Annotated in this window: 22 protein-coding genes; 11 read left to right on the top strand and 11 right to left on the bottom strand. The window is 63.8% G+C overall.

What is annotated here, in order from left to right; genetic code table 11:
• A partial coding sequence (locus ACSQ3E_RS12895) for an alcohol dehydrogenase catalytic domain-containing protein (protein WP_436122964.1) occupies window positions 1-478 on the bottom strand: 478 nt, incomplete at its 3' end.
• 300 nt (window positions 479-778) lie between these two features.
• Between ACSQ3E_RS12895 and dnaE the strand changes: the two genes are divergently transcribed.
• Window positions 779-4,228 (top strand): DNA polymerase III subunit alpha, encoded by a 3,450-nt coding sequence (dnaE, locus tag ACSQ3E_RS12890; RefSeq protein ID WP_436122963.1) that lies wholly within the window; start codon window positions 779-781, stop codon window positions 4,226-4,228.
• A 25-nt stretch (window positions 4,229-4,253) separates the two neighbouring features.
• Here the strand turns inward: dnaE and ACSQ3E_RS12885 are convergent, their stop codons facing one another.
• Window positions 4,254-5,579, bottom strand: coding sequence for an RNA polymerase sigma factor (locus ACSQ3E_RS12885; RefSeq protein ID WP_436122962.1), 1,326 nt, complete (start codon window positions 5,577-5,579; stop codon window positions 4,254-4,256).
• Window positions 5,580-5,993: a YciI family protein gene (locus ACSQ3E_RS12880; protein ID WP_436122961.1), complete on the bottom strand. Its 414-nt coding sequence runs from the start codon at window positions 5,991-5,993 to the stop codon at window positions 5,580-5,582. It abuts the gene before it with no gap.
• 182 nt (window positions 5,994-6,175) lie between these two features.
• Between ACSQ3E_RS12880 and ACSQ3E_RS12875 the strand changes: the two genes are divergently transcribed.
• Both ACSQ3E_RS12875 and ACSQ3E_RS12870 read left to right on the top strand, forming a co-directional pair.
• Window positions 6,176-7,186: a methyltransferase gene (locus ACSQ3E_RS12875; protein WP_436122960.1), complete on the top strand. Its 1,011-nt coding sequence runs from the start codon at window positions 6,176-6,178 to the stop codon at window positions 7,184-7,186.
• A gap of 204 nt (window positions 7,187-7,390) precedes the next feature.
• The gene (locus tag ACSQ3E_RS12870; RefSeq protein ID WP_436122959.1) at window positions 7,391-9,028 is read left to right on the top strand and encodes a hypothetical protein; all 1,638 of its coding nucleotides are present in this window, start codon (window positions 7,391-7,393) and stop codon (window positions 9,026-9,028) included.
• A gap of 57 nt (window positions 9,029-9,085) precedes the next feature.
• Here the strand turns inward: ACSQ3E_RS12870 and ACSQ3E_RS12865 are convergent, their stop codons facing one another.
• Complete coding sequence (locus ACSQ3E_RS12865; protein WP_436122958.1) at window positions 9,086-10,414, bottom strand: DNA polymerase IV; 1,329 nt, start codon at window positions 10,412-10,414, stop codon at window positions 9,086-9,088.
• 67 nt (window positions 10,415-10,481) lie between these two features.
• Between ACSQ3E_RS12865 and ACSQ3E_RS12860 the strand changes: the two genes are divergently transcribed.
• Entirely contained in the window at window positions 10,482-11,057 is a 576-nt protein-coding gene (locus tag ACSQ3E_RS12860; protein WP_436122957.1) for an N-acetyltransferase family protein, read from the top strand.
• 24 nt (window positions 11,058-11,081) lie between these two features.
• Here the strand turns inward: ACSQ3E_RS12860 and ACSQ3E_RS12855 are convergent, their stop codons facing one another.
• Window positions 11,082-11,627: a DUF924 family protein gene (locus ACSQ3E_RS12855; protein ID WP_436122956.1), complete on the bottom strand. Its 546-nt coding sequence runs from the start codon at window positions 11,625-11,627 to the stop codon at window positions 11,082-11,084.
• A gap of 60 nt (window positions 11,628-11,687) precedes the next feature.
• Entirely contained in the window at window positions 11,688-13,535 is a 1,848-nt protein-coding gene (locus ACSQ3E_RS12850) for a monovalent cation:proton antiporter-2 (CPA2) family protein (protein ID WP_310328386.1), read from the bottom strand.
• A gap of 266 nt (window positions 13,536-13,801) precedes the next feature.
• Between ACSQ3E_RS12850 and ACSQ3E_RS12845 the strand changes: the two genes are divergently transcribed.
• Window positions 13,802-14,068, top strand: coding sequence for a hypothetical protein (locus tag ACSQ3E_RS12845; RefSeq protein WP_436122955.1), 267 nt, complete (start codon window positions 13,802-13,804; stop codon window positions 14,066-14,068).
• Window positions 14,069-14,137: 69 nt separating this feature from the next.
• Here ACSQ3E_RS12845 and ACSQ3E_RS12840 read toward each other — a convergent pair whose 3' ends face one another.
• The 4 genes from ACSQ3E_RS12840 to ACSQ3E_RS12825 form a co-directional block, all read right to left on the bottom strand.
• Window positions 14,138-14,650 carry a hypothetical protein gene (locus tag ACSQ3E_RS12840; RefSeq protein WP_245432134.1) on the bottom strand — a complete coding sequence of 171 codons (513 nt, stop codon included), beginning with the start codon at window positions 14,648-14,650 and terminating at the stop codon, window positions 14,138-14,140.
• Between the two features lie 114 nt (window positions 14,651-14,764).
• Window positions 14,765-15,847, bottom strand: a complete 1,083-nt coding sequence (locus ACSQ3E_RS12835; protein WP_436122954.1) for a YcjF family protein — start codon at window positions 15,845-15,847, stop codon at window positions 14,765-14,767.
• A complete protein-coding gene (locus ACSQ3E_RS12830) occupies window positions 15,844-17,316 on the bottom strand; it encodes a YcjX family protein (RefSeq protein ID WP_436122953.1) in 1,473 nt (490 codons plus the stop codon). Before ACSQ3E_RS12830 ends, ACSQ3E_RS12835 begins: the two co-directional genes overlap by 4 nt.
• Before the next feature lie 67 nt (window positions 17,317-17,383).
• Entirely contained in the window at window positions 17,384-17,887 is a 504-nt protein-coding gene (locus ACSQ3E_RS12825; RefSeq protein ID WP_310328398.1) for a SixA phosphatase family protein, read from the bottom strand.
• A 243-nt stretch (window positions 17,888-18,130) separates the two neighbouring features.
• Here ACSQ3E_RS12825 and dksA point away from each other — a divergent pair, with 243 nt between their 5' ends.
• Window positions 18,131-18,547, top strand: coding sequence for an RNA polymerase-binding protein DksA (gene dksA, locus ACSQ3E_RS12820; RefSeq protein WP_067961780.1), 417 nt, complete (start codon window positions 18,131-18,133; stop codon window positions 18,545-18,547).
• Between the two features lie 76 nt (window positions 18,548-18,623).
• Here dksA and ACSQ3E_RS12815 read toward each other — a convergent pair whose 3' ends face one another.
• Entirely contained in the window at window positions 18,624-19,358 is a 735-nt protein-coding gene (locus ACSQ3E_RS12815; RefSeq protein WP_436122952.1) for a hypothetical protein, read from the bottom strand.
• A 207-nt stretch (window positions 19,359-19,565) separates the two neighbouring features.
• Between ACSQ3E_RS12815 and cckA the strand changes: the two genes are divergently transcribed.
• From cckA to ACSQ3E_RS12790, 5 genes are all read left to right on the top strand, one after another.
• A complete protein-coding gene (gene cckA, locus ACSQ3E_RS12810; protein WP_436122951.1) occupies window positions 19,566-22,166 on the top strand; it encodes a cell cycle histidine kinase CckA in 2,601 nt (866 codons plus the stop codon).
• A 102-nt stretch (window positions 22,167-22,268) separates the two neighbouring features.
• Complete coding sequence (deoD, locus tag ACSQ3E_RS12805; protein ID WP_436122950.1) at window positions 22,269-23,021, top strand: purine-nucleoside phosphorylase; 753 nt, start codon at window positions 22,269-22,271, stop codon at window positions 23,019-23,021.
• A 184-nt stretch (window positions 23,022-23,205) separates the two neighbouring features.
• The gene (locus tag ACSQ3E_RS12800; RefSeq protein WP_436122949.1) at window positions 23,206-23,382 is read left to right on the top strand and encodes a hypothetical protein; all 177 of its coding nucleotides are present in this window, start codon (window positions 23,206-23,208) and stop codon (window positions 23,380-23,382) included.
• A gap of 138 nt (window positions 23,383-23,520) precedes the next feature.
• The gene (locus ACSQ3E_RS12795; RefSeq protein WP_436122948.1) at window positions 23,521-23,727 is read left to right on the top strand and encodes a hypothetical protein; all 207 of its coding nucleotides are present in this window, start codon (window positions 23,521-23,523) and stop codon (window positions 23,725-23,727) included.
• Window positions 23,717-25,075: a DEAD/DEAH box helicase gene (locus ACSQ3E_RS12790; protein ID WP_310328411.1), complete on the top strand. Its 1,359-nt coding sequence runs from the start codon at window positions 23,717-23,719 to the stop codon at window positions 25,073-25,075. Before ACSQ3E_RS12795 ends, ACSQ3E_RS12790 begins: the two co-directional genes overlap by 11 nt.
• The last annotated feature ends 82 nt before the right edge of the window (window positions 25,076-25,157 follow it).

The following is a 25,157-nucleotide window of genomic DNA, read 5'->3' as shown; positions in this document are numbered from 1 at the left end:
CGGCGTCCGGATTGACCTTGGCGAGCGCGATCTCGGGCAGCACGGTGAAGTTCGAAAACGTCGAGCAGCCCATGTAGTGGAAAATCTTGTCCTTGCCGATCGAGAAGCGCGAGGTGCCATCCGGCATCAGACCCTGGCCCTGCGTCGAGCGGATCGCGGTGCAGAGGTTGGTCTTGCGGCTGAGGCAGGACGGGCAGGAGCGGCATTCCGGCGTGTAGAGCGGGATGACGTGGTCGCCCTTCTTGAGCGAGGTGACACCCTTACCGACATCGACGACGACACCCGCACCTTCATGGCCGAGGATCGCCGGGAAGATGCCTTCGGGATCGGCACCCGACAGCGTGAACTCGTCGGTGTGGCAGATGCCGGTCGCCTTGATCTCGACCAGCACCTCGCCCTCGCGCGGACCTTCGAGGTCGACCTCCATGATCTCAAGCGGCTTTCCAGCTCCAACGGCGACGGCGGCGCGGGTTTTCATGGCGATGTTCCTTCAAGCAAACAGGGGGCAAATGTCGGCGGCAAGGTTTCAGGTTTTTCCAATGCATTCAACCGTCAAGGCGACGCATGGCGGTCGCAAAGCGGCGGTTGCGATGATACTCCACAAGCGGTTTCCAGCGCGACCCCTTGCGGGATGGACATGGTGGCTGGCGTGGCCGAACATGGCAGCGGAATTTCCAGGCAAATGGCAGACGATTCGATGTCGAGTGACAGGCTCCCACGCGATCCCCTGAAGCGTGAAGCGCTCATAAGGGCAGAAAAACCAGAGACTTCCGACCGGATGTTTATTCATCTGCGCGTTCACTCTGCCTATTCACTGCTCGAAGGTGCCCTCAAGCTCGACAAGGTTGTCGGACACGCTGCCAAGGACGAAGCGCCGGCCATCGCGGTTGCCGACACCAACAACCTGTTTGGCGCGCTCGAATTTGCCCAGAAAGCCACCAAGGATGGCGTGCAGCCATTGATCGCCTGCCAGGTCGACGTCGACTTTGCAGACGGTGGCGACAGCACCCAGCGCGGCCAGGGCTGGAAGCAGGCACTCGACCTGTTTCCAGTCGTTCTGATTGCTGCGACCGAGACTGGCTACGCCAACCTCGTCAGGCTGGTCAGCCGGCTCTATCTGGAAACCCCGAACGGCGAACCGGTGCACGCCAAGCTCGATTGGCTCGCCGCCGCCGCGGACGGCATCATCTGCCTGACCGGTGGTCCGCGCGGTCCGATCGGTGCCGCGATCAAGAGCGATCACACGGTAATTGCCGAAAGCCGCCTGCTGACTTTGAAGCAGATGTTCGGCGACCGGCTTTACGTCGAGCTCGAGCGTCTGGCCGGCTACGACCGGATGATTGAGGCGGCAACGATCGAACTCGCCTATCGTCACTATCTGCCGCTGGTCGCCACCAACGAGGCGTTTTTTGCCAAGCGTGCGGACTTCGAGGCCCATGACGCGCTCATTGCGATTGCCGAGGGATCGGTCGTCGCCGAGGACAATCGTCGCCGGCTGACGCCTGACAATTTCCTCAAGTCGCAGAAGGAGATGTCTGAGCTTTTTGCCGATCTGCCTGAAGCGATCGACAACACGGTCGAGATCGCCAAGCGCTGTTCCTACTATCCCAAGAACCGCAATCCGATCCTGCCGCGCTTTACCGGTGGCGACATCGCCGATGCCGACGCGGCTGTCGCCGCCGAAGCGGCGGAGCTGTCCCGCCAGGCTCGCGAGGGCCTTGCCATGCGGCTGGAGACGCGTGGCCTGTCGACGGGCTACACGCCCGAGCAGTACCAGGAACGCCTCGAATACGAGCTCGGCATCATCGAGCGCATGAAGTTTCCCGGCTACTTCCTGATCGTTGCCGACTTCATCAAATGGGGCAAGCAGCAAGGCATCCCGGTCGGCCCCGGCCGTGGTTCGGGCGCAGGCTCGCTGGTCGCCTATGCGCTTACCATCACCGACGTCGACCCGTTGCGCTTCTCGCTGCTGTTCGAGCGCTTCCTCAATCCCGACCGCGTCTCGATGCCCGACTTCGACATCGACTTCTGCCAGGACCGCCGCGAAGAGGTCATTCGCTACGTGGTGGGCAAGTACGGTCGCGACCAGGTCGGCCAGATCATCACCTTTGGTACGCTGCAGGCGCGCGCCGTGCTGCGCGACGTCGGCCGCGTCTTGCAGATGCCCTACGGCCAGGTCGACAAGCTCACCAAGATGGTGCCGCAGAATCCGGCCAATCCGGTGACGTTGGCGCAGGCGATCGAGGGCGAGCCGCGCTTTGCCGAAGAGGCCGAGCGCGAGCCGATCGTGCAGACGCTGCTCGACATGGCCCAGAAGCTCGAGGGCCTCTACCGCCACGCCTCGACCCACGCCGCCGGCATCGTCATCGGCGACAGGCCGTTGTCCCAACTGGTGCCCATGTATCGAGACCCGCGCTCGGACATGCCGGTCACGCAGTTCAACATGAAATATGTCGAGCAGGCCGGACTGGTGAAGTTCGACTTCCTCGGCCTGAAGACGCTGACCGTCCTGCAGAAGGCGGTGCATTTCATCAGCCGCAAGGGGGTCGACATCGACCTCGCACTGATCCCGCTCGACGATCCCTTGACCTACGCCATGCTGTCGCGTGGCGAGACCGTCGGCATCTTCCAGGTTGAAAGTGCCGGCATGCGCAAGGCGCTGATCGGCATGAAGCCCGACCAGATCGAGGACATCATCGCGCTGGTGGCACTCTATCGCCCCGGCCCGATGGAGAACATCCCGACCTACAACGCCCGCAAGCATGGTGACGAGGAGATCGCGTCGATCCATCCGATGATCGACTACCTGGTGAAGGAGACCCAAGGGGTTATCGTCTACCAGGAGCAAGTCATGCAGATCGCGCAGGTGCTGTCGGGCTATTCGCTCGGCGAAGCCGACCTTTTGCGACGCGCCATGGGCAAGAAGATCCGCGCCGAAATGGACAAGCAGCGCGAGCGCTTCGTCACCGGCGCCATGGACAAGAAGGTCAGCAAGCCGCAGGCCAACGCGATCTTCGACCTGCTCGCCAAGTTCGCCGACTACGGCTTCAACAAGTCGCACGCCGCAGCCTACGCCATCGTCTCCTACCAGACGGCGTATCTGAAGGCGCATTATCCGGTCGAGTTCCTCGCGGCCTCGATGACCTACGATATGTCCAACACGGACAAGCTAAACGACTTCCGCCAGGACGCGATGCGGCTTGGCATCGACGTCGTGCCGCCATCGGTCATGACCAGCTTCCGCGACTTCGAGGTCGGCGAGAAGAAGATCTTCTACTCGCTTGCCGCGATCAAGGGCGTGGGCGAGGCGGCGGTGCACCACATCGTTGCCAAGCGCCAAGAAAAGCCGTTCGCCAGCCTCGCCGATTTCTGCGAGCGCATCGATCCGAAGCTGGTCGGCAAGCGGGTTTTCGAAAGCCTGATCATGGCCGGCGCGCTTGACTGTTTCGGTCACGAGCGCGCAGCGATGATGGCGGGCATCGAGCGGATGATGGGGCTTGCCTCACGTGCCCATGAAAATGCCACCCTTGGCCAGTCCGACATCTTCGGCAGTGCTGCCTCGGGACAGGCGCCGTCGCTACACCTTCCTGTCGCCGACGCCTGGCTTGCCGCCGACCGTTTGCATCGCGAATTCCAGGTCGTCGGCTTCTATCTCTCGGCGCATCCGCTCGACGAGTACAAGGCTGCGCTCGAAAAGATGCGTGTCCAGAACTGGGCCGACTTTGCCGCCGCCGTGAAGCGCGGTGCGACAGCCGGCCGTCTTGCCGGTACCGTCACCACCAAGCAGGAGCGCAAGACCAAGACCGGCAACAAGATGGGCATCGTCCAGTTCTCTGATGTCTCGGGCCAGTATGAAGCGGTGATGTTCTCGGAGACGCTGGCGCAGTACCGCGACCTGTGCGAGCCCGGCAAATCTGTGGTCGTTACCGTCGCCGCCGAGGACCGTCCGGAAGGCGTCAACCTGCGCATCCAGACGGTGCAGTCGCTGGAGGACGAAGCGAGCCGTGTGCAGAAGACTTTGCGCATTTTCGTGCGCGACGCCGCCCCGCTCAACATGCTGTCCAACCAGCTGACGGTGCGCGGCGAAGGCGAGGTCAGCTTCATCGTTCTCAAGGGCGAGGCCGAGGGCGAGATCGAAATCGAGCTGCGCGAACGCTACCGCATCACGCCATCGATCGCCTCGGCCATGCGGGCTGTTCCCGGCGTGGTTGAGGTCGAGCTGGTTTAACCGGACAGATTGTCTTCGGGGTCGGTCACTTCTTCTTGCCCGCCAGCTCGTTCCGGCAGGCCTGCGTCCGCTCCAGGAGCATGGCCCGCTCGCGCTCGTTCTGGGTCAGCGCCGCCGCCCGTTCGAACTCGCCAAATGCCTCCGCGAAGCGGCCAAGCTTCATCAGCAGATCGGCGCGCACGCTCGGCAGCAGGTGATAGTTGCGCAACGCCGGCTCCTGCATCAGCTGGTCGGCGAGCTCCAGACCGGTTGCAGGACCGAAGGCCATGGACAACGCCATGGCGCGGTTCAGCTCAACCACGGGCGAGGGCGCGAGCGCTGCGAGTGCCGCGTAGAGTACCGTAATGCGTGGCCAGTCGGTCTCTTCGGCCGTGTGAGCCCGGGCGTGGCAGGCAGCGATAGCAGCCTGGAGCGTGTACGGGCCTTGTTGGGGCAGGGCTTCGGCCTTGGCAAGCGCTGCAAAGCCGCGATTGATCAGCAGATGATCCCAGCGGGACCTGATCTGGTCGAGTAACAGGATCGGCTTGCCGTCGGCATCAGTGCGGGCTGGCAAGCGCGATGCCTGGATTTCCATCAGCGCGACCAGTCCGTGGACTTCGGCGTCTTCGGGTGCAAGCAGCGCGAGCATGCGCCCCAGCCGCATCGCCTCCTGGCACAGTTGTGGCCGCATCCAGTCGTCGCCACGGGTGGCCGAGTAGCCCTCGTTGAAGACGAGATAGAGCACTTCGAGAACCGAGCTCAACCGCTCGGTGCGGTCCGGACCCGAAGGCACCTCGAACGGCACGCCCGCGTCCGAAAGTGTTCGCTTGGCCCGCACGATGCGCTGCGCCATCGCGGCTTCGGAAACCAGATAGGCGCGGGCGATTTCTTCGGTGGTCAGGCCGCCAACCAGCCGCAAGGTGAGTGCCGCCCGTGCGTCACCCGAAAGTACCGGATGACAGGAGACGAACATCAGCCCGAGCATGTCGTCGCCCATCCCGTCATCGGGCTCGGCCATGACCTCGACTTCGGCATCGACACCCAGCAGGGCGAGCTTGCCATTTGCCATCCTGGCACGACGAAAATTGTCGATGGCACGGCGCCTGGCCGAAGCGATCAGCCAGGCGCCCGGTTTGTCCGGAATGCCTGAAACAGGCCAGTTGCGCAGTGCCGCGATGAGGGCATCTTGGGCGAACTCTTCCGCCAGGTCGACGCTGCGGGTGAAGCGGGTCAATGCCGCCACGATCCGCGCCCGCTCCATGCGGAACACGGTCTCGATGGCCCTGTGCGTCGCGCGGCTTCTCGCGACGCTGTCATCACAGGCAATGTCGGTCGGCATCGTTGGATGCGGATGGCTATCGTTCGCGGCCATCTATTTCCTGTCTTGGGCGATGCCCATTTCGCGGAAGCGTTCGATGCCCTCGCTGGGCTCGAAATCCTCGAGATCGAACATCTGACGCACCTCGATCTGGCCGTTCTCGATCTGCGGGTTGGGGAACCGGTTGGCCCATTCCATCGCTTCCTCGCGCGTCTTCACCTGGATGATGGTGTAGCCGGCGATCAGTTCCTTGGTCTCGGCGAAGGGACCGTCGGTGACGGTCTTCTTGCCGTCCGACCAGGTGATGCGCCAACCCTTGGAGCTCGGCTGCAGGCCGCTGCCGTCAAGCAGCACGCCAGCCTTGGCCAGTTCTCCGTGATAGTCGGCCATGGCTGAGATCATTTCCGCCGGCGGCATGACGCCGGCTTCGGAGTCCTTGCTGGCTTTGACCACGAACATGAAACGCATCGGTTTGCTCCCGCATAGTGAGGCCGGACACCATTGTCTGAGCCTAGTCTGCCAACACGACGAGCAGAAGGGAGCAGGATCGACAAACCGGCCCAAGTTTTCTTGCTGTGCCCAGATTTGTGCTTCGTTGCAGCAGTTCATCACTGCTGGTATTTTGCCTCGGCCAGTGAGAGGGCGCCGCCATGGACGAGAAGGCCGCCGCAGCAGACCTCATGCAGATGGTGAATGGGTACCAGGTGTCCCAGGCGATCTGTGTCGCCGCAACACTTGGCATTGCCGATGAGCTGAAAAATGGGCCGCGCTCCAGCGATGATCTCGCCGCCGTGACCGGGTCGCATCCGCAGGCGCTCTACCGGCTGTTGCGCGCGCTGGCCTCGGTCGGCGTGTTTCATGAAGGCGCCACAAGGCAATTCTCGCTGACAGTTCTCGGATCAGGGCTGCGCTCGGATGCCGAGCACTCCGCAGCACCCTGGGCGCGCATGGTCGGCCGCGCCTACTACCGCGACGCCTGGGGCGCGCTGCTGCACAGTGTGCGCACCGGCGAGAACGCGTTTGCCCATGCGCATGGCACCGGCGTCTGGCAGTACCGCATCGACCACCCCGAGGAATCGCTGATCTTCGACCGGGCGATGTCGTCCTTCGTGCCGGCGGTCGCCGCGGCGGTGCTTGCGGCATACGACTTCAGCCGCTTCGACGTCGTCATGGATGTCGGCGGCGGCCAGGGCGCGCTCCTGGCGGCGATCCTTGCCCGCAACCCTGCCCAGCACGGCATCCTGTTCGACCAGCCGCCGGTGGTCGAGGGCGCTGGCGCCGTGCTTGAGGCGACGTCGGTCGCCGATCGCTGCGAGGTGGTCGGCGGTGACTTCTTCGCCGCAGTGCCCGCAGGGGCCAACGCCCATGTGATGAAATGGATTCTTCACGACTGGGACGACGAACGCTCGATCGCGGTGCTGAAAAGCTGTCGCCGCGCGATTCGGCCAAACGGAACCCTTGTTGTGCTCGAAGCAGTGCTTGCGCCGCCCAACGAAGGCGCACGCGCCAAATTTGCCGACCTCAATATGCTGGCGGTACCTGGCGGGCAGGAAAGGACGAAGGACGAGTTCGCGGCGCTGTTCGCAGCATCCGGCTTCCGGCTGACCAAGGTGATCGACGCCGGCCCGCGCATCAGCATCATTGAGGGCGAGCCGGCCTGACTTTGCACCCGCCGGATCGCTACAGGACACTTCAGCTTTGGCGCCGGCAATAGTGCCGCTGAAAGCCGGTAAGCACCAAAAATGCTCAGCTCGAGACCCGCTGAATCGTCTGCCAAGCGGATTTCATCCGGCATCTGCCGGATGCGCGATTCCCTGACTTGTGTTTGATTTGCCCCACCTGTGCGCATCCTGGAGAAGATCAGCATGGCAGCGGCAAGATGGGGGCATTTGTTTTCGAGTGAGTTGAAGCGCAAGAAGCATCGGATCGGCTACCTTTTTGCTGGTGCCTGCATCGTAGGCTGGAGCCTGTTGGCAGCACCTGCCTCGGCACAGTTCGTCTGCGGCAGCACGACGCCCGGCGGAGCTGACGGCGCAACCGCCACGGGCGCGGGGGCGGTGGCATGCGGCACCGGCGCGACGGCAACGGGAGCAGAGTCGACAGCGGTCGGCGACGACGCCGGAGGGCTGGCGGCTGCGGGTAACGCCGGCAACACTGCCTTGGGTGCCGCTGCCGGATATCAAGTGGACGGCATATACAACACGGCTGTCGGCGGCGCGGCCGGCCTGCGTGTCACCGGAAACGTCAATTCGGCTTTCGGCCTTTTTGCCGGCAACGACGTAACTGGCAGTTCTAATACGGCGAGCGGCCACTCGGCGGGTGAACACGTCGAAGGAGACTCAAACGCGGCTCTCGGAGTTGCCGCCGGGCGATACATCACCGGTTCACGCAATGTCGCCGTTGGGCAAGGTGCGGGGTCTGGTTCAATGCTGACGCAGATGGCGGTTTCCGACACTGTCGCTGTCGGCAGCCAGTCCAAGGCGTATCAGGACTTCGGCACCGCGATCGGACACAAGGCTGAGGCCAGCGGTCTTGCCAGCACGGCTCTCGGTACGGACGCCAGGGCGACACAGGCAAGCGCCTCGGCATTCGGACGCTTCAGCACCGCCAGCGGCGAGTTCAGCACCGCGAGCGGTTCCTACAGCACGGCCAGTGGCTTCGCCAGCTCGGCGGGCGGCGTCGACAGCCTGGCCGCCGGCTTTGCCAGTTCGGCATATGGCGCCGGCGCCAAGGCAAATGGCCTCCGTAGCTCCGCCTTCGGCAATGACAGCAAGGCGGATGGCGATTTCGGCCTCGCCGCCGGTTATCTCGCCGAGGCCAACGGCTATGCCAGTTCGGCCACTGGCGCCGAAAGCAAGGCGACGGGCTTCGCCAGCTCGGCCTACGGCACCGGAACCCGGGCAACGGGCTTTGCGAGTTCAGCCTTTGGCGCCGGAGCCAAGGCAAACGGGGAGCGCAGCACAGCCCTGGGCAACGACAGCAGGGCGGATGGCATCAACGCGTTGGCGCTTGGCACCGGTGCCGTCGCCACGCACGACAACGCGATGGCACTCGGTAGCGGAGCGGCAACGACGCGTGCGAACCAGGTCAGCATCGGCAGCGACTCGAACACCTACACCATGACGGGTGTCGGCTCAGCCGCCAGCATCGCGGCGCAGAGCGGCCCGACCCGCTTCCTGACGTCGGATGCCGGCGGCAACCTGGCAACTTCGAGCTTCGGGCCGGACACCATCGCGTCGCTCGATGGCCGCGTTGGCGCGCTCGAGGGCAGTTTCTCCGGCAGCATCGGCAAGGCCTATGAGGGCAGTGCCATTGCCTTGGCGATGGCGGGCGGCACGCTGCCTTCCAACAAGGATTTCTCCATGTCGATCAACTGGGGCAACTTCGAGGGCGAGAACGGCTTTGCCGGACCGCAGCCATGCGCCTCAACGACAATCTGCACCTGCATGGTGGTATCGGTGTCGGCGCGCGGCACGGGACTGTCGGCAGCCGGGCCGGACTGACATTCGCCTGGTAGTGGCGCGCGGCACCCGCCGCAGGTCCCCCCGGACGGCCGCGCTTCAATCGTCCAGAGGTTCCGGCGGATGCGCGTTGCGGCCCTTGCCGAAGGTGTAGCCGGTCTCGACGGCGTTCTTGCCGAATTTTCCACGCAGCACGTCGATGGCGCCTTCGGCCAGCGCGCGCTTGCGCGACTGGAGATCGACGAGATCGGGCGGATCGGCCCGTTCGTCGTCGGACAGGTCGCTGACGCCGATGCCGAGCAGGCGGTACTTGGTGCCGTCGGTTTCCTTCGACAAAAGCTGCATGCCGGTCTGGAAGATGCGGTCGGCAAGCCGGGTCGGGTCGGTGAGCTGGCGGTTGCGTGTCCTGAGCTTGAAGTCCTGGGTCTTGAGCTTGAGCACGACGGTGCGCCCGGCGATGTTTGCCTTCTTCAGCCGCGCCGAGACCTTTTCCGACAGCGCCCGTAGCACCGGCACCAGCTCCGCCGACGAGGCGAGGTCGGTGTCGAAGGTCGTTTCCGCCGACACGCTCTTGGCTTCCTGGTCGGGCGAAACCTGACGGTCGTCCTGGCCGCGCGACAGGTGGTAGAGCCGGCTGCCCATCGTGCCGTAGCGCCGCATCAGGGCGCCGCGGTCCATGCGCTGCAGCTGGCCGATGCTGCGGATTCCGTCGCTCTCCAGCGTTGCGGCAAAGGCCTTGCCGACGCCCCAGATCATCGTCACCGGCTGCGGTGCCAGGAAGGCAAGCGCCTCGGCCTCGCCGATGACGGCGAAGCCACGCGGCTTGCGCAGGTCCGAGGCGACCTTGGCGAGGAACTTGCAGTAGGACAGCCCGGCGGAGACGGTAATGCCGATCTCCTTTTCGACGGTAGCGGCAAATCGCGCGAGCACCAGCGCCGGCGGCAGGCCATGCAGGCGCTCTGTGCCATCGAGGTCGAGAAAAGCCTCGTCGATCGACAGCGGTTCGACCAGCGGCGTCAGCGCCTGCATCATCGAGCGCACCTCACGCCCGACGCGGACATATTTTTCCATGTCGGGGCTGATCACGACCGCTTCGGGACAGGCCTCCAGCGCCTTGAACATCGGCATAGCCGAGCGCACGCCGTGGATGCGGGCGATGTAGCAGGCCGTCGAAACCACGCCACGCTTGCCGCCGCCGATGATGACCGGCTTGTCCTTCAGATCGGGATTGTCGCGCTTTTCCACTGCCGCATAGAAGGCATCGCAGTCGATATGGGCGAGATGCAGCTTGTAGAGCTCGGGATGGCGCAACAGGCGAGGGCTGCCGCAGGCATGGCACCGCGGTCCCGACCCACGCTGAAGGGCAAGGCAGTCGCGGCAAAAACCGTGGCTGGGATCGTTGACAGGCATCGCCTTCGCTGCGAACATAAAGAGAACAAGCGCGATTTTATGTCAGCTGCCCCGTCGGGACAAGGCTGCGCTGTGGAGCCATGCCATGACTGATGCCATTTCGCCGCTGACGCCGGATCTGTGGCCGCATTTCGAGGATTTGTTCGGCAAGCAAGGCGCGTGCTACGGCTGCTGGTGCACCTATTTCAGGCTGCCGCCGGCGATCCGGCGGGACAGCAATCGTGAGAGCAACAAGGATCACATCAAGGCGCGAATCGCTGCCGGTCCGCCGCCTGGCCTGCTTGCCTTCTCGGATGGCGAGGCGGTCGGCTGGATGCAGATCGGCCCGCGTGCCGATGTGCCCGAATTCAACAACAAGGGCAGGGGCTCGGCGCCGCTTGCGCCACAGGATGCCGGCGATCCAGCCGTCTGGGCGGTCTCCTGCTTCTTCATCCGCGGCAAGGCGCGGGGCAAAGGCGTAACGCACCGGCTTGTCGAGGCAGGAATTGCATTCGCGCGCCAGTCTGGTGCCCGCGTGCTCGAAGCCTGCCCGATTGACCAATCGAATGGAAAACACCCGGTCAGCCTGTTCGTCGGCTCGACGCGGGTGTTTGAAAAGGCAGGGTTCACGCGCGTGATCGAGCGCAAACCGGGCCGGCCGCTTGTGCGCCTCGAGCTCTGAGGTCAGGCTACCTCGAAGGCCGCGCTAGCCCGAAAAGCCGCCGGCTTCGAGAAACGCCAGTTCCTGTTCGGTCGATTCGCGGCCGAGGATGAAGTTGCGGTGCGGAAAGCGGCCGAAGCGGGCAACGATGTCGCGATGGCCGATGGCGTGCTTGAGGTAGTCGCCGCCAAGCGCTGTCGAGCGTTCGAGCGGGATGTCGTGGTCGGCCAGCGTCTCGGAATGCGAGAACGGCAGATAGAAGAACACCCTGATCGGACCTTCCGTCGCCATGTCGTGGCCGTCGGCCACTGCCCGACGCGCGAAATGGCGGGCGAGCGGATCGGTGGCATACATGTGGCCGCTGCCACGGAAGCAATTGCGCGGAAACTGGTCGAGCAGGATCATTAGCGCCAGCGCGCCCTCGGCGTCGTTTGCCCAGTGGTCGCACTGGCGTTTGGCAGCCGCCATGTGCAGGTCGCCAAAGCTGCTGCGGAAGCGGTCGTCGAACATCTCGTCCTTGCGGAACCAGCTCTCGGGTCCGGCTTCGCGCCAGAAGGCTGCGACTTCGGTTGCACGCTGCCTGTCGATCATCGTTGGCTCCTCTTTGGTTTCACTACGCCGCCGCGCGCTCGACGCGAGACGGCAAATCCATCACTCTCCAGGCACGACCTTCTTGGCGATGGCGTCTGCCGCCTCCTCGTTGAGGGCCTTGGCGGTACGGCGCGGCGGTGTTAGCGGTGTTGGCACCGGCCCGGCGATGTTGCCTTGCAGGTAGTCACCGCCAGCGTGGATGTCGCCGGCGAATTGCATTTCCAGCCGCGCGGCATCGCGGCGGCGGACTTCCTCGATCACCTCGGCAACGTCATCCGGATCCTCGCCGAGCTTCTCAAGCGTGGCGCCACCAAAGACGATCGCCGATTCGAACGTCTCGCGCAGCTGATAGTCGACGCCGGCGCGAATGAGCTTCATCGCGGTGCCGCGGTCATAAGCACGCGCCAAGACTGGCACCAGCGGAAACTCGGCGGCGAGATTCTGGGCGATACGAACGGCAACGTCTTCCTTGTCGACGCAGATCAGCACGGCGCGTGCCCGCCCCGCACCTGCCGCATGCAGGATATCGAGCCGGGTGCCGTCGCCATAATAGATCTTGAAACCGAAATCGGCCGCCGCCTGGATCATCTCGACGTCGTTGTCGATGATCGACACGTCGACACCGCGCAGCAGCAATGGCTGGCTGGCGATCTGTCCGAAGCGGCCGAAGCCGATGACCAGCACCGTGCCGCTGAGTTCCGCTGCGACATCAACGTCTTCAAGCGACTGTTCGACCTGTGGCGTGAACCGGCGCAGCACCATGATCGCCAACGGTGTCAGCACCATCGAGATGATGATGATGGCGGTCAGGATCGCGTTGGCCTCGCCGTCGATGATGCCGACGGCCAGCGCCGAGGAGTAGAGCACGAAGGCGAATTCGCCGCCTTGCGCCATGATCACCGCGCGCTCCAACGCCTCGCGATGCCCCGACTTCAGGAAACGGGCAACGCCATAGATGCCAATACCCTTCATCAGCATGTAGACGACGACATAGAAGGCGATCATCTGCCAGTTGGCGAGCACGACAGTCAGGTCGAGCGACATACCCACCGCGATGAAGAACATGCCAAGCAGGATGCCGCGGAAGGGTTCGACGTCGGCTTCGAGCTGATGGCGGAAGGTCGATTCGGACAGTAGTACGCCGGCGAGGAATGCGCCCATTGCCATGGAGAGACCGCCGAGCTGCATCGCGAGCGCCGCGCCAAGGACGACAAGCAAGGCAGCCGCGGTCATGACCTCGCGGGCGCGGGAATCGGCAAGGACGCGAAACAACGGGTTGAGCAGATAGCGGCCGGCGATGACCAGGCCGGTGATCGATGCGATGCCGATGCCGATGTCGGTCAGCCGTCCCGCCCAGCCTGTGCCGGCATCTGTGGCGGCGACTGGCGCCAGGAACGCCACCAGCGCCAGCAAGGGCACGATGGCGAGGTCTTCGAGCAGCAGGATCGAGACCATGCGCTGGCCCTTGGGCGTCGACATCTCGCCGCGTTCGTCGAGTAGTTGCATGACGATTGCGGTTGAGGTCAGCACGAAGCCGGCGCCGGCGACGAAGGATTGGGAAACCAGAAAGCCGCCCGCGAGGCCGACCAAGGTCAGCAACAGCGCGCAGACGCCGACCTGGAGTGCACCCAGGCCGAAGATTTCGCGCCGCAGGCCCCAGAGCCGCGACGGCTGCATCTCGAGGCCGATGATGAACAGGAACATCACCACGCCGAGCTCGGCGACATGCAGGATGGTCGACGATTCGGTGAAGATGCCGATGCCGAACGGGCCGATCACCACGCCCGCGCTGAGATAGCCGAGGATGGAGCCGAGACCGAGGCGCTTGAAGATGGGGACGGCAACGACGCCCGCCGCCAGCAACGCCACCACTGGAATCAGATCGACACCCGCTGTCTCTGCTGCCATGCGCCTTGTCGATCCTTGCTTGCGCGGCGGATGGCCGCTTGGTGGGAAAGTGCCAAGATAGGTGCTTCGAACGCCGCCGAACAGCCCGGGCTGCCGATCGAATTATCTTGCCACAACATTGTCGCCGAATCGGCATCCCAATGCCTCTGGCCCCACAACCTGCCATTGCGTGTGACATGGCTTGACGCTAAGGCGGGCATGGTTTCGACCAGCGTGGGGTTGAACTGCCGCCGGCGTTTTTTGCCGGCTACGAGGAGAGGACTGACATGAGAAATATTCTGTTTGCCGTGCTCGGCGTTGCTGCACTTGGCCTTTCGGCCTGTTCGAAGGCGCCGGAGTGCACCGCCGAGGTTCTGACCAAGAAGAGCCAGGAAGTTGCCACCGCGCTTCAGGAAGCCATCACCAAGGACCCGGCCAAGGCTGCCGAGCTGTCCACGAAGGTGCAGGAAGTTGCGTCCAAGTACACCGGGGCAACGACTTCGGAAGAGGCCTGCAAGGCCTATGACGACCTGCTGACCGCCATCAAGGGCTGATTCTTCAGCACTGAAACGGAAAGGGCGGCACCACGGGTGCCGCCCTTTTTCTTTGTGGGGTTGGAAGAATCAGTTCTTGGCGATGGCGCCGACGGCCGTGCCATCGACACGCGACAGCTTCATGCCGATGACCGGCACCAGCTGCTTGTCGACACGCACCGAGACGGTGACGTGCATCAAATTGTCGTCGGGCATGCGCGCCTGCATGACGCCGTTGAGCTGGTTGCGGTTGAGCGACAGGATGACCTTGCGGCCGTCGACGACGCTGCCGGAGATGATGTCGAGGCCCTTGCCCTCCGAGCCGTCCAGGAATTTGCCGCGATAGCCGCTGCGGCCCTTCTGCTCGATCGTTGCCGACATCTTCTGGGTGAACACGCCGACGCGGCATCCGCCGTCGAGCGACATGCCAACCTTGCCGTCAGGGGTCGAGCCGGTGAAATTGCAGGTGAACTTGGTGCCCTTGTACTTTCCAGCGACGATCTCGCCCGGGCCGACCCATTCGCCTTCGACCGTCTTGAAGAACTTCTTGTCGCGCTCGGCGCCCTTAACCGTGTCGGCATGCGCGACGGACGGCAGCGCCATGGCCACGGCAGGCAGGACAGCGGACAACAACAAGCGCTTCATGGGCACACCCGACAGCAAGAAACTGGAACGATTAGCTGGGAGGACCATGACCAAGAATGGTTAATGCTTCGTCTATTTGGCCTTTTCGGCGCCTTTGTCTTTGCTCGCGAAGGTGGTGAGCGCGGCCAGGAAATCGCCCATGCCGGGGCGCTTGACCGCGGCAAAGGGCAGGGGCCGCGCCGTCTCCATCGCGGCAATGCCGATGCGAGCCGTCATCATGCCGTTGACAACGCCTTCGCCGAGCTTGGCCGACACCTTGGCGGCAAGGCCGTGGCCGACGAGCTGCTGGACAAAACTGTCGCCGACGGCGATCGAGCCGGTGACGGCGAGATGGGCAAGGGCCGAGCGGGCGAGCCGGAAGAAGCCCAGCGTGCCGGGCCTGCCGCCATAGAGTTCGGACAGGCGCCGGATCAGGCGGCCGGCCTCGAACACGACATAGGCGATGTCGACCAGCGCGCGCGGGCTGACCGCGGTTACCAGCGAGACGCGCTTGGCGGCGTCGAGGATGAGGATCTTCGCCTGTGCGTCGAGCGGTGTCAGGATCTCGGCTTCGGCGAGCCGCACGAGGTCGGCGCCGTCGATCACCTCGCCGCGCAGATCGGCGAGCGCGCGCCGGCCAGCGGCCGTTTCTGGCTTCGACGCCAAGAGGTTCGACAATTCGTCGACGACGGTGCGTGCAGAGCCGGGGTCGTTGCGTTCGATGGCGTCAGTGGCCCTGTTGCGCAGGCGCTCGACTGAAGCCAGCCGGAACACTGCAAGAAGCTCGCGTGTGAGAATTACGACAAGCGCTGCTGCCGCAATGCCGGCGGCACCCACCGCCAGCCAGCCGAGCCAGTCGGCGCGCGAAAACAGGTCGCGGATCAGCTTGTCGGTCCAGAGGCCAACACCGAGCGAGATCAGGATGCCGAACGCGGTGAGGAAAATGGCGCCGATGCGGGACCTGCGTTTGGGCGCGGTTGCCGGCGGCGGTTCGGCGGCAGCGAGGTCGGCTTCGTCGAAGACATCGAACGCGGCTGGCGTCACGATAGCGGCCTCGGCTGCCAGCGCGCGCGGCTTGCGCGGCGCTGCAACCACTGGCGTGTGGACTGCCGCGGTCTCTTCCGTTGCCGGTTCCGGTTCGAGGCGGAAGGCGGCGGGCTTTCTGGGAGCGCTCATGCGAGATGGTCTCCGATGAGGAATTGAAGCGCACGGTCGAGCCGGATGTGCGGCAGCGACAGCGTCACGCCTTCTGCGGTGCGCTCCAGCCTAGGCGGACGGAAGCGCACGAAACGGATCGTCGGATCATTGGCATCCTGGCGGTGATTGGTGCCGAAATCCTGAAAAACGACATCCGCCTTCTCAGGTAAGTCACCGGGAAATATGGCAGTTTCGCTGTTGCCGTCGAAACGTTCCTTGCCGATCGTCTCGCCTTCGATCGGCGTTCCGATGATCACCGGCAACGTCTCGCGACCTTGCTTGACGGTGCCTTCGCGGGTAGCGCGGACGGCGGCAAGCGCCAGCACGTCGACCTCGGCACCGGAAAGGTTGGCCCGCGCAACGGCACGGTCGGTGAGGCGCCGCACGATAGACTGCAGCCTGTCATGGCTCTCGTGATGCAGGTGGTCGGCCTTGGTTGCCGCGACCAGGATGCGATCGATGCGCCGCGAGAACAGGTCGGTCAGGAGATTGCCGCGACCTGGCCGGAAGCAGGCGAGGATTTCGGTCACCGCGCGCTCGAGGTCGGCGATGGCGCCAGGGCCCGCGTTGAGCGCCTGCATGGCATCGATCAGCACGATCTGGCGATCTAGCCGCGCGATATGCTCACGGAAGAACGGCTTCACCACATGCGTCTTGTAGGCTTCGTAGCGTCGCTCCATCATCGCATGCAGCGAACCGGGCCGCGCGCGCTGGCTGAGGCCGGCAAGCGGCGCGAATGTCAGCGCCGGCGATCCTTCGAGATCTCCCGGCATCAGGAACCGGCCAGGCGGCAGCGTCGACAGCGCGCGCTCGTCGTCCTTGCAGGCCTTGAGATAGGCAGCAAAACTCTCGAACAGCCGCCGCGCGGTCATCTCGTCGGCATCAGCTTCAGGCTTCACGGTCGCGGCAAGTTCACGCCAGGCCTCCGAAAGGTCGGCGCGAACCGGCAGGCGCGCGAGCTCGAATGCCTCGCGGGAAAAATCGTCATAGCTCTTGCCGAGCAGCGGCAGGTCGAGCAGCCATTCACCGGGATAGTCGACGAGGTCGACCGACAGTTTTCCCGCTGAAAACATACGGTTCCAACCCGAAGCGGATTCGAATGCTATTGTCAGCCTGAGTTCCGAAATGGCCCGGGTCGAATCCGGCCAGATGCGCTGGTCGACGAGGGCGGCGACGTGATCCTCGTACTGGAAGCGCGGTACGGCATCGTCTGGCTGTTCTTCCAGGAAAGCGCGCGAAATGCGCCCGGATTTCTGCGCTTCAAAAAGCGGCAGCCGGCCGCCATGGATCAGATTGTGCACGAAGGACGTGATGAAAACGGTCTTGCCGGCCCGCGACAGCCCGGTCACGCCAAGCCGCAGCGAAGGCGAGAAAAGACCCGCGGCACGGCCGGAAAACGTGTCGAGCGCAATACGCGCCTCGTCGGTGAAGGTGGTCAGAGACGCCAATCGTCGATCCCCATGCGGTCGCGCCGGATATAGGTGCCGCTTTTGGGATTTGAAATGGCGGCCGGTTTCAAAGATCGGCTGGCGTCAGAAACGCCTCGAGATAGCCGTGGCCGAGTTCGGCGCCGGAAAGTTCGCCGTCGAAGCGGATCACGGCGAGGCCCGAGGTCGGGAAGCCGGTCTGCAGCGTATGCAGTGCCGCCTCGTCGCCGTCGCCCGAAACAGCCATGGCAAGGTCTTCCATCATCGGATTGTGGCCGATGACCAGGATCGAGCCATGCCGGCCATTTTCGCGGATCTTGTCGAAATAGCCGGCGGCGTCGGCGCTGTAGAGATCGTCGGTGAAGACGACCCGACCGGTGTCCGCGTGGCCTGCAAGGCCTTCCAGGGTTTCGCGGGCGCGGCGGGCATTGGAACAGAGCGTGAGTTCCGGCACGTAGCCATTGGCGCGCATTGCCGTGCCGGTTGCTTCCGCGTCCGCAATGCCGGTGGCGTCGAGCGGCCGGTCGAAATCCCTGACACCGGGCAGCGCCCAGCCGGCCTTGGCGTGTCGGAGAAGGTAGAGCTTGCCCAAATGTTGCTCCTGGAAGCCCGATCTCGCGACGAGCCTGCGCCAACTGTCTCCTCAGGATGTAGCCAAGCGTCAGGCGCCTTGCAACCGGACGATGCCGTTGCGCGTTTCTTGAGGAGAGAGTTGCGCTCTTGCCACGTCCGAATCACGACGTTGTGGGCAGCGCAAACTTTTCGATGAATACGCTTGTGTGGGGCTTGGCCCGCGAATATATAGGCGCCAAAACGGGGTTGTCGGGTGAGTCGAATGAACGATACCGTTACTCTTGGCTACGTGCCCTCCGATGAGGAGCCGTTCATGAACGAGCGGCAAAAGTCTTACTTCAGAGCTAAGTTGGTTGCCTGGAAGAACGACATCCTCCGCGAAGCTCGCGAAACCCTCGAAATACTTCAGCAGGAAAATGCCAACCATCCGGATCTTGCCGACCGCGCATCGTCCGAGACTGACCGTGCCATTGAACTCAGGGCACGCGACCGGCAACGCAAGTTGATCTCCAAGATCGACTCTGCCCTGCAGAGAATTGACGAGGGTACCTACGGCTATTGCGAGGAGACAGGTGAACCGATTTCGCTGAAGCGACTGGACGCACGTCCGATCGCTACACTGTCGATTGAGGCTCAGGAGCGTCACGAGCGCCGCGAAAAAGTCTACAGAGACGATTGATCGCGGAATGGCAGCAAACGAAAAAGGCGGCTTAGGCCGCCTTTTTCTTGTCCGCACGTTGGATTGTCGGGCGTGCTTACCGCTTGTGGCTGGTCAGTTCGCCAAGCAGCTTCGCCATTTCATCATCGAGCGAAGGATCGACCGCCTTGACCGATTTGGCCTGCGGCTTGTCGTCGAGCGAGACCTCGAGTTCCTTCATCAGCGTGTCGTCGATGAGGTCGCGCGGTGATGGCGCTGCCACGGGTGCCGGTCTAGACGGGGCCACGTAAGTCGGCGCGACATAGGTTTTGGGATCCGGGCTGTTCGTGACCAGCGGCGCTGAAGCCACGGGCATCTTGGGCGGCGCCGGGCGTGGCTGGATCGGTGCAGGTGCTGGCTGCTGCTGTTGCGGCCTGGCAGGTGCCGGCGCGGACGGGCGAGGTGCTGCCTGTTGCCCTGCGGCCTGATGCGGGCGGGACGCCTGGGGCGCTTGCTGCGGGCCTTCCGTGCCGGTCAGTGCCGGGCGTTTCGGTGCGGTCATGCGGATGTCGGTTTCGACCACCACGTCGGTCGGCCCGCCGATCAGCAGCAGATGTTCGATGTCGTCACGGCGCACCAGCACGAGCCGCCGCTGGCTGTCGATCGCGGTCGCATCCATGACGGCGAGACGCGTCTTCCTGTTCCTGCCGCCGGCAACGAAGGTGCCGAAGGTCAGGCTGCGGACCAGCTTGACGATGACAAGCACGATGACCAGCAGCACGAGGGCGGCAAAGGTCCACAGCACCGCTGCCGTATATCCAGGTCCTGCTACGCTATCGAGCCATTCAAACATGTCATACCCCCGTCGCCGCCCGGGCGACACTAACTCTTAGCTGTCGCGCACGGCAAGTTGCCATTCGTGCATTACAGGCAGGATTGACGCTAAGCGCATGATCTTGCCCCAGGCTTGCACCGCCTTTTTGTGGCTAGGCCTTTTCCCGGTAAGGAGAATGTGATTCAACCGCTCCGATACGAGGGATCCGGAGAGACTCGCAGGGGCATGGCCAAGGAAACGCGCAACGACTTCTATCCGGTTCCGATCGTGGATCAGGCAGCGCGCCCCGATGCCATCACCCGGCTGATCATCTTCATCGTCGTCCTGACCGGATCGGCGATCGTCTTCGGCATCTTTCGCGAACGCCTCGGCGATCCGTTCCTGGTCGGCATGCTTGGCGTGCTGGCGATGATCGGCGTCGGCTATCTCTTCGCGACCGCCATCGGCTTCGTCCAGATTGCGCCGCGCTCGCCGGCCGACGGGCTTTCCAAGGCCTTTGTCGACTCAATGTCGCAAGGTTTGCTCCTTACCGACGTCAAAGGCCGTGTCGTCTACGCCAACCGGGCCTACGCCGACATGACCGGTGCTACGACGGCTTCGGACCTGAAAACGGTCGAGGGCCTGTTGTCGGATGTGCCCGAAGCTTCATCTACGATCACGCAGCTGGCATCCGGCCTGCGTGACGGCGAGGCCAACGACGGCGAATTCCGCCTCGCGCAGTCCATTCGCCCGGGTGCTGCGCCTGGCGCGCGCTGGTACCGCGTGCGGGCCCGTGCCTTCAATGTGCCCAGCCAGCGCCAACCGCTGAATGCCTGGCAGCTGGCCGACATTTCGCCTGAAAGGGCCGAGCAGGAGCGCTTCTTCCTCGACCTGCAGCAGGCCATCGATCACCTCGACCACGCCCCGGCAGGGTTCTTCTCGGCCGATCAGGACGGCCGCATCACCTATGTTAATGCGACGTTGGCCGAATGGCTCGGCATCGATCTAGCAAGCTTCACGCCCGGTGCCATCACGCTCGACGAGGTCGTCGCCGGCGACGGCATGGCGCTCGTCCGCTCGGTCAAGGCCGATCCGGGAACCACGCGTAACGCCGTCATCGATCTCGACCTCGCGACCATCGCGGGCGAGGCCTTGCCGGTGCGCTTCATGCATCGCGTCTCGGCGAGCCGCGAAGGCATCAACGGGCCGACGCGGACAATCGTGCTCAACCGCACCCAGGGCGAGGATTCGTCGGCGCAGTTGCGTGCCTCGGAGGTGCGCTTCACGCGCTTCTTCAATTCGACGCCGATGGCGATTGCCGGTGTCGACCACAATGGCCGCATCCTGCGCACCAACGCGCCGTTCCTGTCGCTGTTTTCGTCTGTCGTCGACCGCGACGCCGTCGACCGCAAGGTCCGTCTCGACACCGTCATCCACGACCGCGACCGCGCGGCGTTCGCAGCCGCTCTCGAGAGGGCGCATCAGCGCCAGGCCGACATCGCGCCCATCGACACCGTGATGCCCGACAATGAGGAGCGGCACATGCGCTTCTACGTCAATGCGGTGGCCGACGGATCGGATGCCGAGGGCGCCGAAGAGGCGGCGATCGTCTATGCGGTTGAGACGACCGAGCAGAAGGCGCTCGAAAACCAGATGGCGCAGAGCCAGAAGATGCAGGCGGTGGGGCAACTCGCCGGCGGCATCGCGCACGACTTCAACAATGTGCTGACCGCCATCATCATGGCATCGGACCTGCTGCTGACCAATCATCGTCCGTCGGATCCGTCCTTCCCCGACATCATGAACATCAAGCAGAACGCCAACCGCGCCGCCTCGCTGGTCAGGCAGTTGCTGGCGTTCTCGCGCAAGCAGACGCTGCGTCCGGAGGTACTGAGCCTCACCGACGTGCTCGCCGACCTGCGCACGCTGGTCGCGCGCCTCGTCGGCAACAGCATCAAGCTCAAGATCGACCATGGCCGCGATCTGTGGCCGGTGCGCGCCGATATCGGCCAGTTCGAGCAGGTGGTGGTCAACCTCGCCGTCAATGCGCGCGATGCGATGCCCGATGGCGGCGACCTGATGATCCGCACCAAGAACGTGCCCGCCGAGGAGTACAAGGCCTATGGCTATCGCGAGATGGCGCCCGCCGACTATGTCGTGGTCGAGGTCGAAGACACCGGCAGCGGTATCGCGCCCGAGGTTCTGAAGAAGATCTTCGAGCCGTTCTTCACCACGAAGGAGGTCGGCAAGGGCACAGGCCTCGGCCTGTCGATGGTCTACGGCATCATCAAGCAGACCGGCGGCTTCATCTATTGCGACTCCGAAGTCGGCAAGGGAACCGTGTTCCGCATCTTCCTGCCGCGTCATATCGCCAAGCCGGTACCTGTGGAAGAGGCCAAGGCGGACGGCGAGGTTGCAGCAGTTTCGGCCCCCAAGCAGCCGGAAGCGACGCAGAATAACGCCGCCAAGGACCTCTCCGGTTCGGCTACCGTGCTCCTGGTCGAGGACGAGGACGCCGTGCGCATGGGTGGGGTGAGGGCGCTGACCTCGCGCGGTTACACCGTGCATGAGGCGTCGTCGGGCGTCGAGGCGCTCGAGATATTCGATGAGCTCAAGGGCCAGATCGACATCGTCGTTTCTGACGTGGTGATGCCCGAGATGGATGGACCGACGCTGCTTGGTGAATTGCGCAAGCGCCAGCCTGACATCAAGTTCGTGTTTGTATCAGGCTATGCGGAAGACGCGTTTGCCAAGAACTTGCCGGCGGACGCCCAGTTCGGTTTCCTGCCCAAGCCGTTCTCGCTCAAGCAGTTGGCGACGGTCGTCAAAGAGGTGCTGGAGAGCTAAGCTCTGTAAATCAGCCGGTTTTGGTCCTGCCCGACCTTCTATTAGCTTCCCCGTATGTGCTGATCATGCCATCATGCGGGCAAGCGTCGTCGGGGGTGACACATGCAGACAACGCCGCATAACGAGGCAAACCGAGGCGACTACGCCGAAACCGTTCTATTGCCGGGCGATCCCCAGCGCACCGAATGGATCGCCGCCACCTTCCTGCAGGATGCTCGCTGCATAAACCGGGTGCGTGGCGCACTCGCATTTACCGGCCGCTATCGCGGCAGTCCGATCAGCCTGCATACGACAGGAATAGGTGCGCCTTCACTCGCCATCTACGCCCATGAGCTGCTCGAGACATATGGCGCCAAGACGCTGATCCGGGTCGGCACCTGTGGCGGCCTGGCCGAGCACGTCAAGCTGCGTAGCCTGGTCATCTCGCAATCGTCGAGCAGCGACAGCGCCATCAATCGCCAGCTTTTCGGTGTCTACGACTACGCGCCGAGTGCCGACTTCGACCTGTTGTGCCGGGCGGCCCGTCGGGCGGCCGAAATGGGCCTCGTTCACCACATAGGCCAAACGGCCTCAAGCGACGTGTTCTATCATCCCGATGTGCTTGGGCGTTTTGCCGGAGTGCGTGCCCATGGCGCGCTGGCGGTCGATATGGAGACCAACGCTCTGTATACGGTCGCCGCCCGCTTTGGCGCGAAGGCGCTGTCGATCTGCACGGTGGTCGACAGCCTGGTCAACGGCGAGGACACGGATTCGGCGGAGCGCCAGGAGCTGTTCACCGACATGGTCCGGTTAGCTCTCGATGTGGCGATCAGTCCTGTTTCGGTCGGAGCCGAACCTGGTTCACCCCTGAGGTAGCGTTGTTATGCGGCTATGCTAACCTGATAACGGCCTTGTGAGTCGGCCGTTTTCCCGCGTTTCTGCTCGATGAGTGGTGGTCCGGCGGTGCCGGCAAGTTCCGCGCAAGCCGCGATCCATACTTCTTATCGCGCGTTCTGGTCTGTGTTTGTTGCGTCTGGGCAATCGACAAGGGAACAGCCAGTTGGAACAGTTCGTCGAGGAAAGCATGAAGAGGCGTCTGACCGAGCCGGTCGACATACTCACCGCGGTCAGCATCCTGAAGTCATATGGATATCTGGGGGACGAGCTGATCATCGCTATTACCCGGATTTTCTACGTCGATCTGGACACGCTCAACGAAGTTGTCGCCAACGCCTGAGGCTGCTTCCGGCACTATGCCAACGATCTGCCATGTTGCGATGCAGCATGGGTGGCTTGCATTTTCCTCCCAAATCATCCATATGCGGCGTCATAGGCGCTTGGGCCGGGCTTACGGCTTTCTCCTCAGAGAGACTGGTTGCGTCTGTTTTCACCCTTTCCGGCAACGGAAGGCGGCGAAATAGACCCGCGGCATGAGGCCAGCGGGCACGACAGCGCAGCCGAGCGGACGGTCGTCCGCCGCCTTGTCGTTTCACGAGAGATTCAGGCCGGCAGGTTGCGCCCTGCCGCCATTGTTGTTTGTGGCGAAAAACGTCGCACGAAAGAAGAAGATATTGACGAATGAAATCAATGCGGAGCTGAACGGCTTCGCCAAACTCGGCATTACCGGCGCGCTGCTCAAGGCCACCCAGATGGCCGGATTCAACGAACCCAAGCCGATCCAGGTCGAGTCGATCCCGGCGCAGCTTGCCGGTCGCGACATCCTGGGCATCGCCCAGACCGGTTCCGGCAAGACCGCAGCCTTCTCGCTGCCGATCCTGTCCAAGATCATGGCGCTCGGCACCAAGCGCCGGCCCAAGACCGCACGCGCGCTGATCCTGGCGCCGACGCGCGAGCTCGCCGTGCAGATCGAAGACACCATCAAGGTGCTCGCCAAGGGTGCGCATGTTTCGACCGCGCTGGTCCTCGGTGGCGTGTCGCGTTTCTCGCAGGTCAAGAAGATCGCTCCGGGCGTCGACGTGCTGATTGCCACGCCGGGCCGCTTGACCGATCTCGTCCGCGAAGGCGACCTCGTGTTGGCCGATACCGAGTGGCTGGTCCTCGACGAGGCCGACCGCATGCTCGACATGGGCTTCATCAATGACGTCAAGCGCATCGCCAAGGCGACTTCGCGCAACCGTCAGACCGCGCTGTTTTCGGCAACCATGCCGCAGGAGATCGCCGAACTGGCGCAGGGCCTGCTCAAGGATCCGATCCGCGTCGAGGTTGCACCGCAGAGCACCACCGCAGCCGAAATCCGCCAGAGCATCATCCTCGCCCGCACCAAGCAGAAGCGCCAGATCCTGGCAAAGATGCTGGCCGACGATGCCATGACCTCGGTCCTGGTCTTCGCCCGCACCAAGCATGGCGCTGACCGTGTCGTGAAGGACCTGGATCGCGACGGCTTTCCGGCCGCCGTCATCCACGGCAACAAGTCGCAGAATGCACGTCAGGCAGCACTCAACGGCTTCCGCGCCGGCAAGGTCCGCATCCTGGTCGCCACCGATATCGCGGCACGCGGCATCGACGTCCCGGGCATCAGCCACGTCGTGAACTTCGACCTGCCGGATGAAGCCGAAAGCTACGTCCACCGCATCGGCCGTACCGGCCGCAACGGCGCCAACGGCGTCGCGGTCACGCTGGTCGACCCCTCGGAAAACTCCAAGCTGCGTCAGGTCGAACGCATCATCCGCATGAAGCTGACGATCGACGCCGACCACCTTGGCGAGCCTGATCCGGTGCGTCCGGCTGGCGAGCCGCGCGGCTTCGTGGCGGCCAACGACCGTGGCGAGCGCGAGGAGCGCCGGCCCAACGGTCAGCGCCCGCGTGGCAACAATGGCGGCAAGCCGAAGGGCGATCGTCCACATGGAAACGCGCCCAAGGGCGGCAAGCGTCGCTTTGGCGCGCGCAAGCCGAACACGCGCGCAGCGTAATCTGTGCAGCAGATCGGGCCAGCTTGGTCCATTTGCTACATGGCATGAATAGGTTAGGGCGGTCGGGGCGGTGCCTCGGCCG

It is taken from the genome of Aminobacter sp. LjRoot7 (genome assembly GCF_964252895.1).
Classification (GTDB): Bacteria; Pseudomonadota; Alphaproteobacteria; order Rhizobiales; family Rhizobiaceae; genus Aminobacter; species Aminobacter aminovorans_B.
This window is presented reverse-complemented; position numbering and strand designations above follow the sequence as displayed.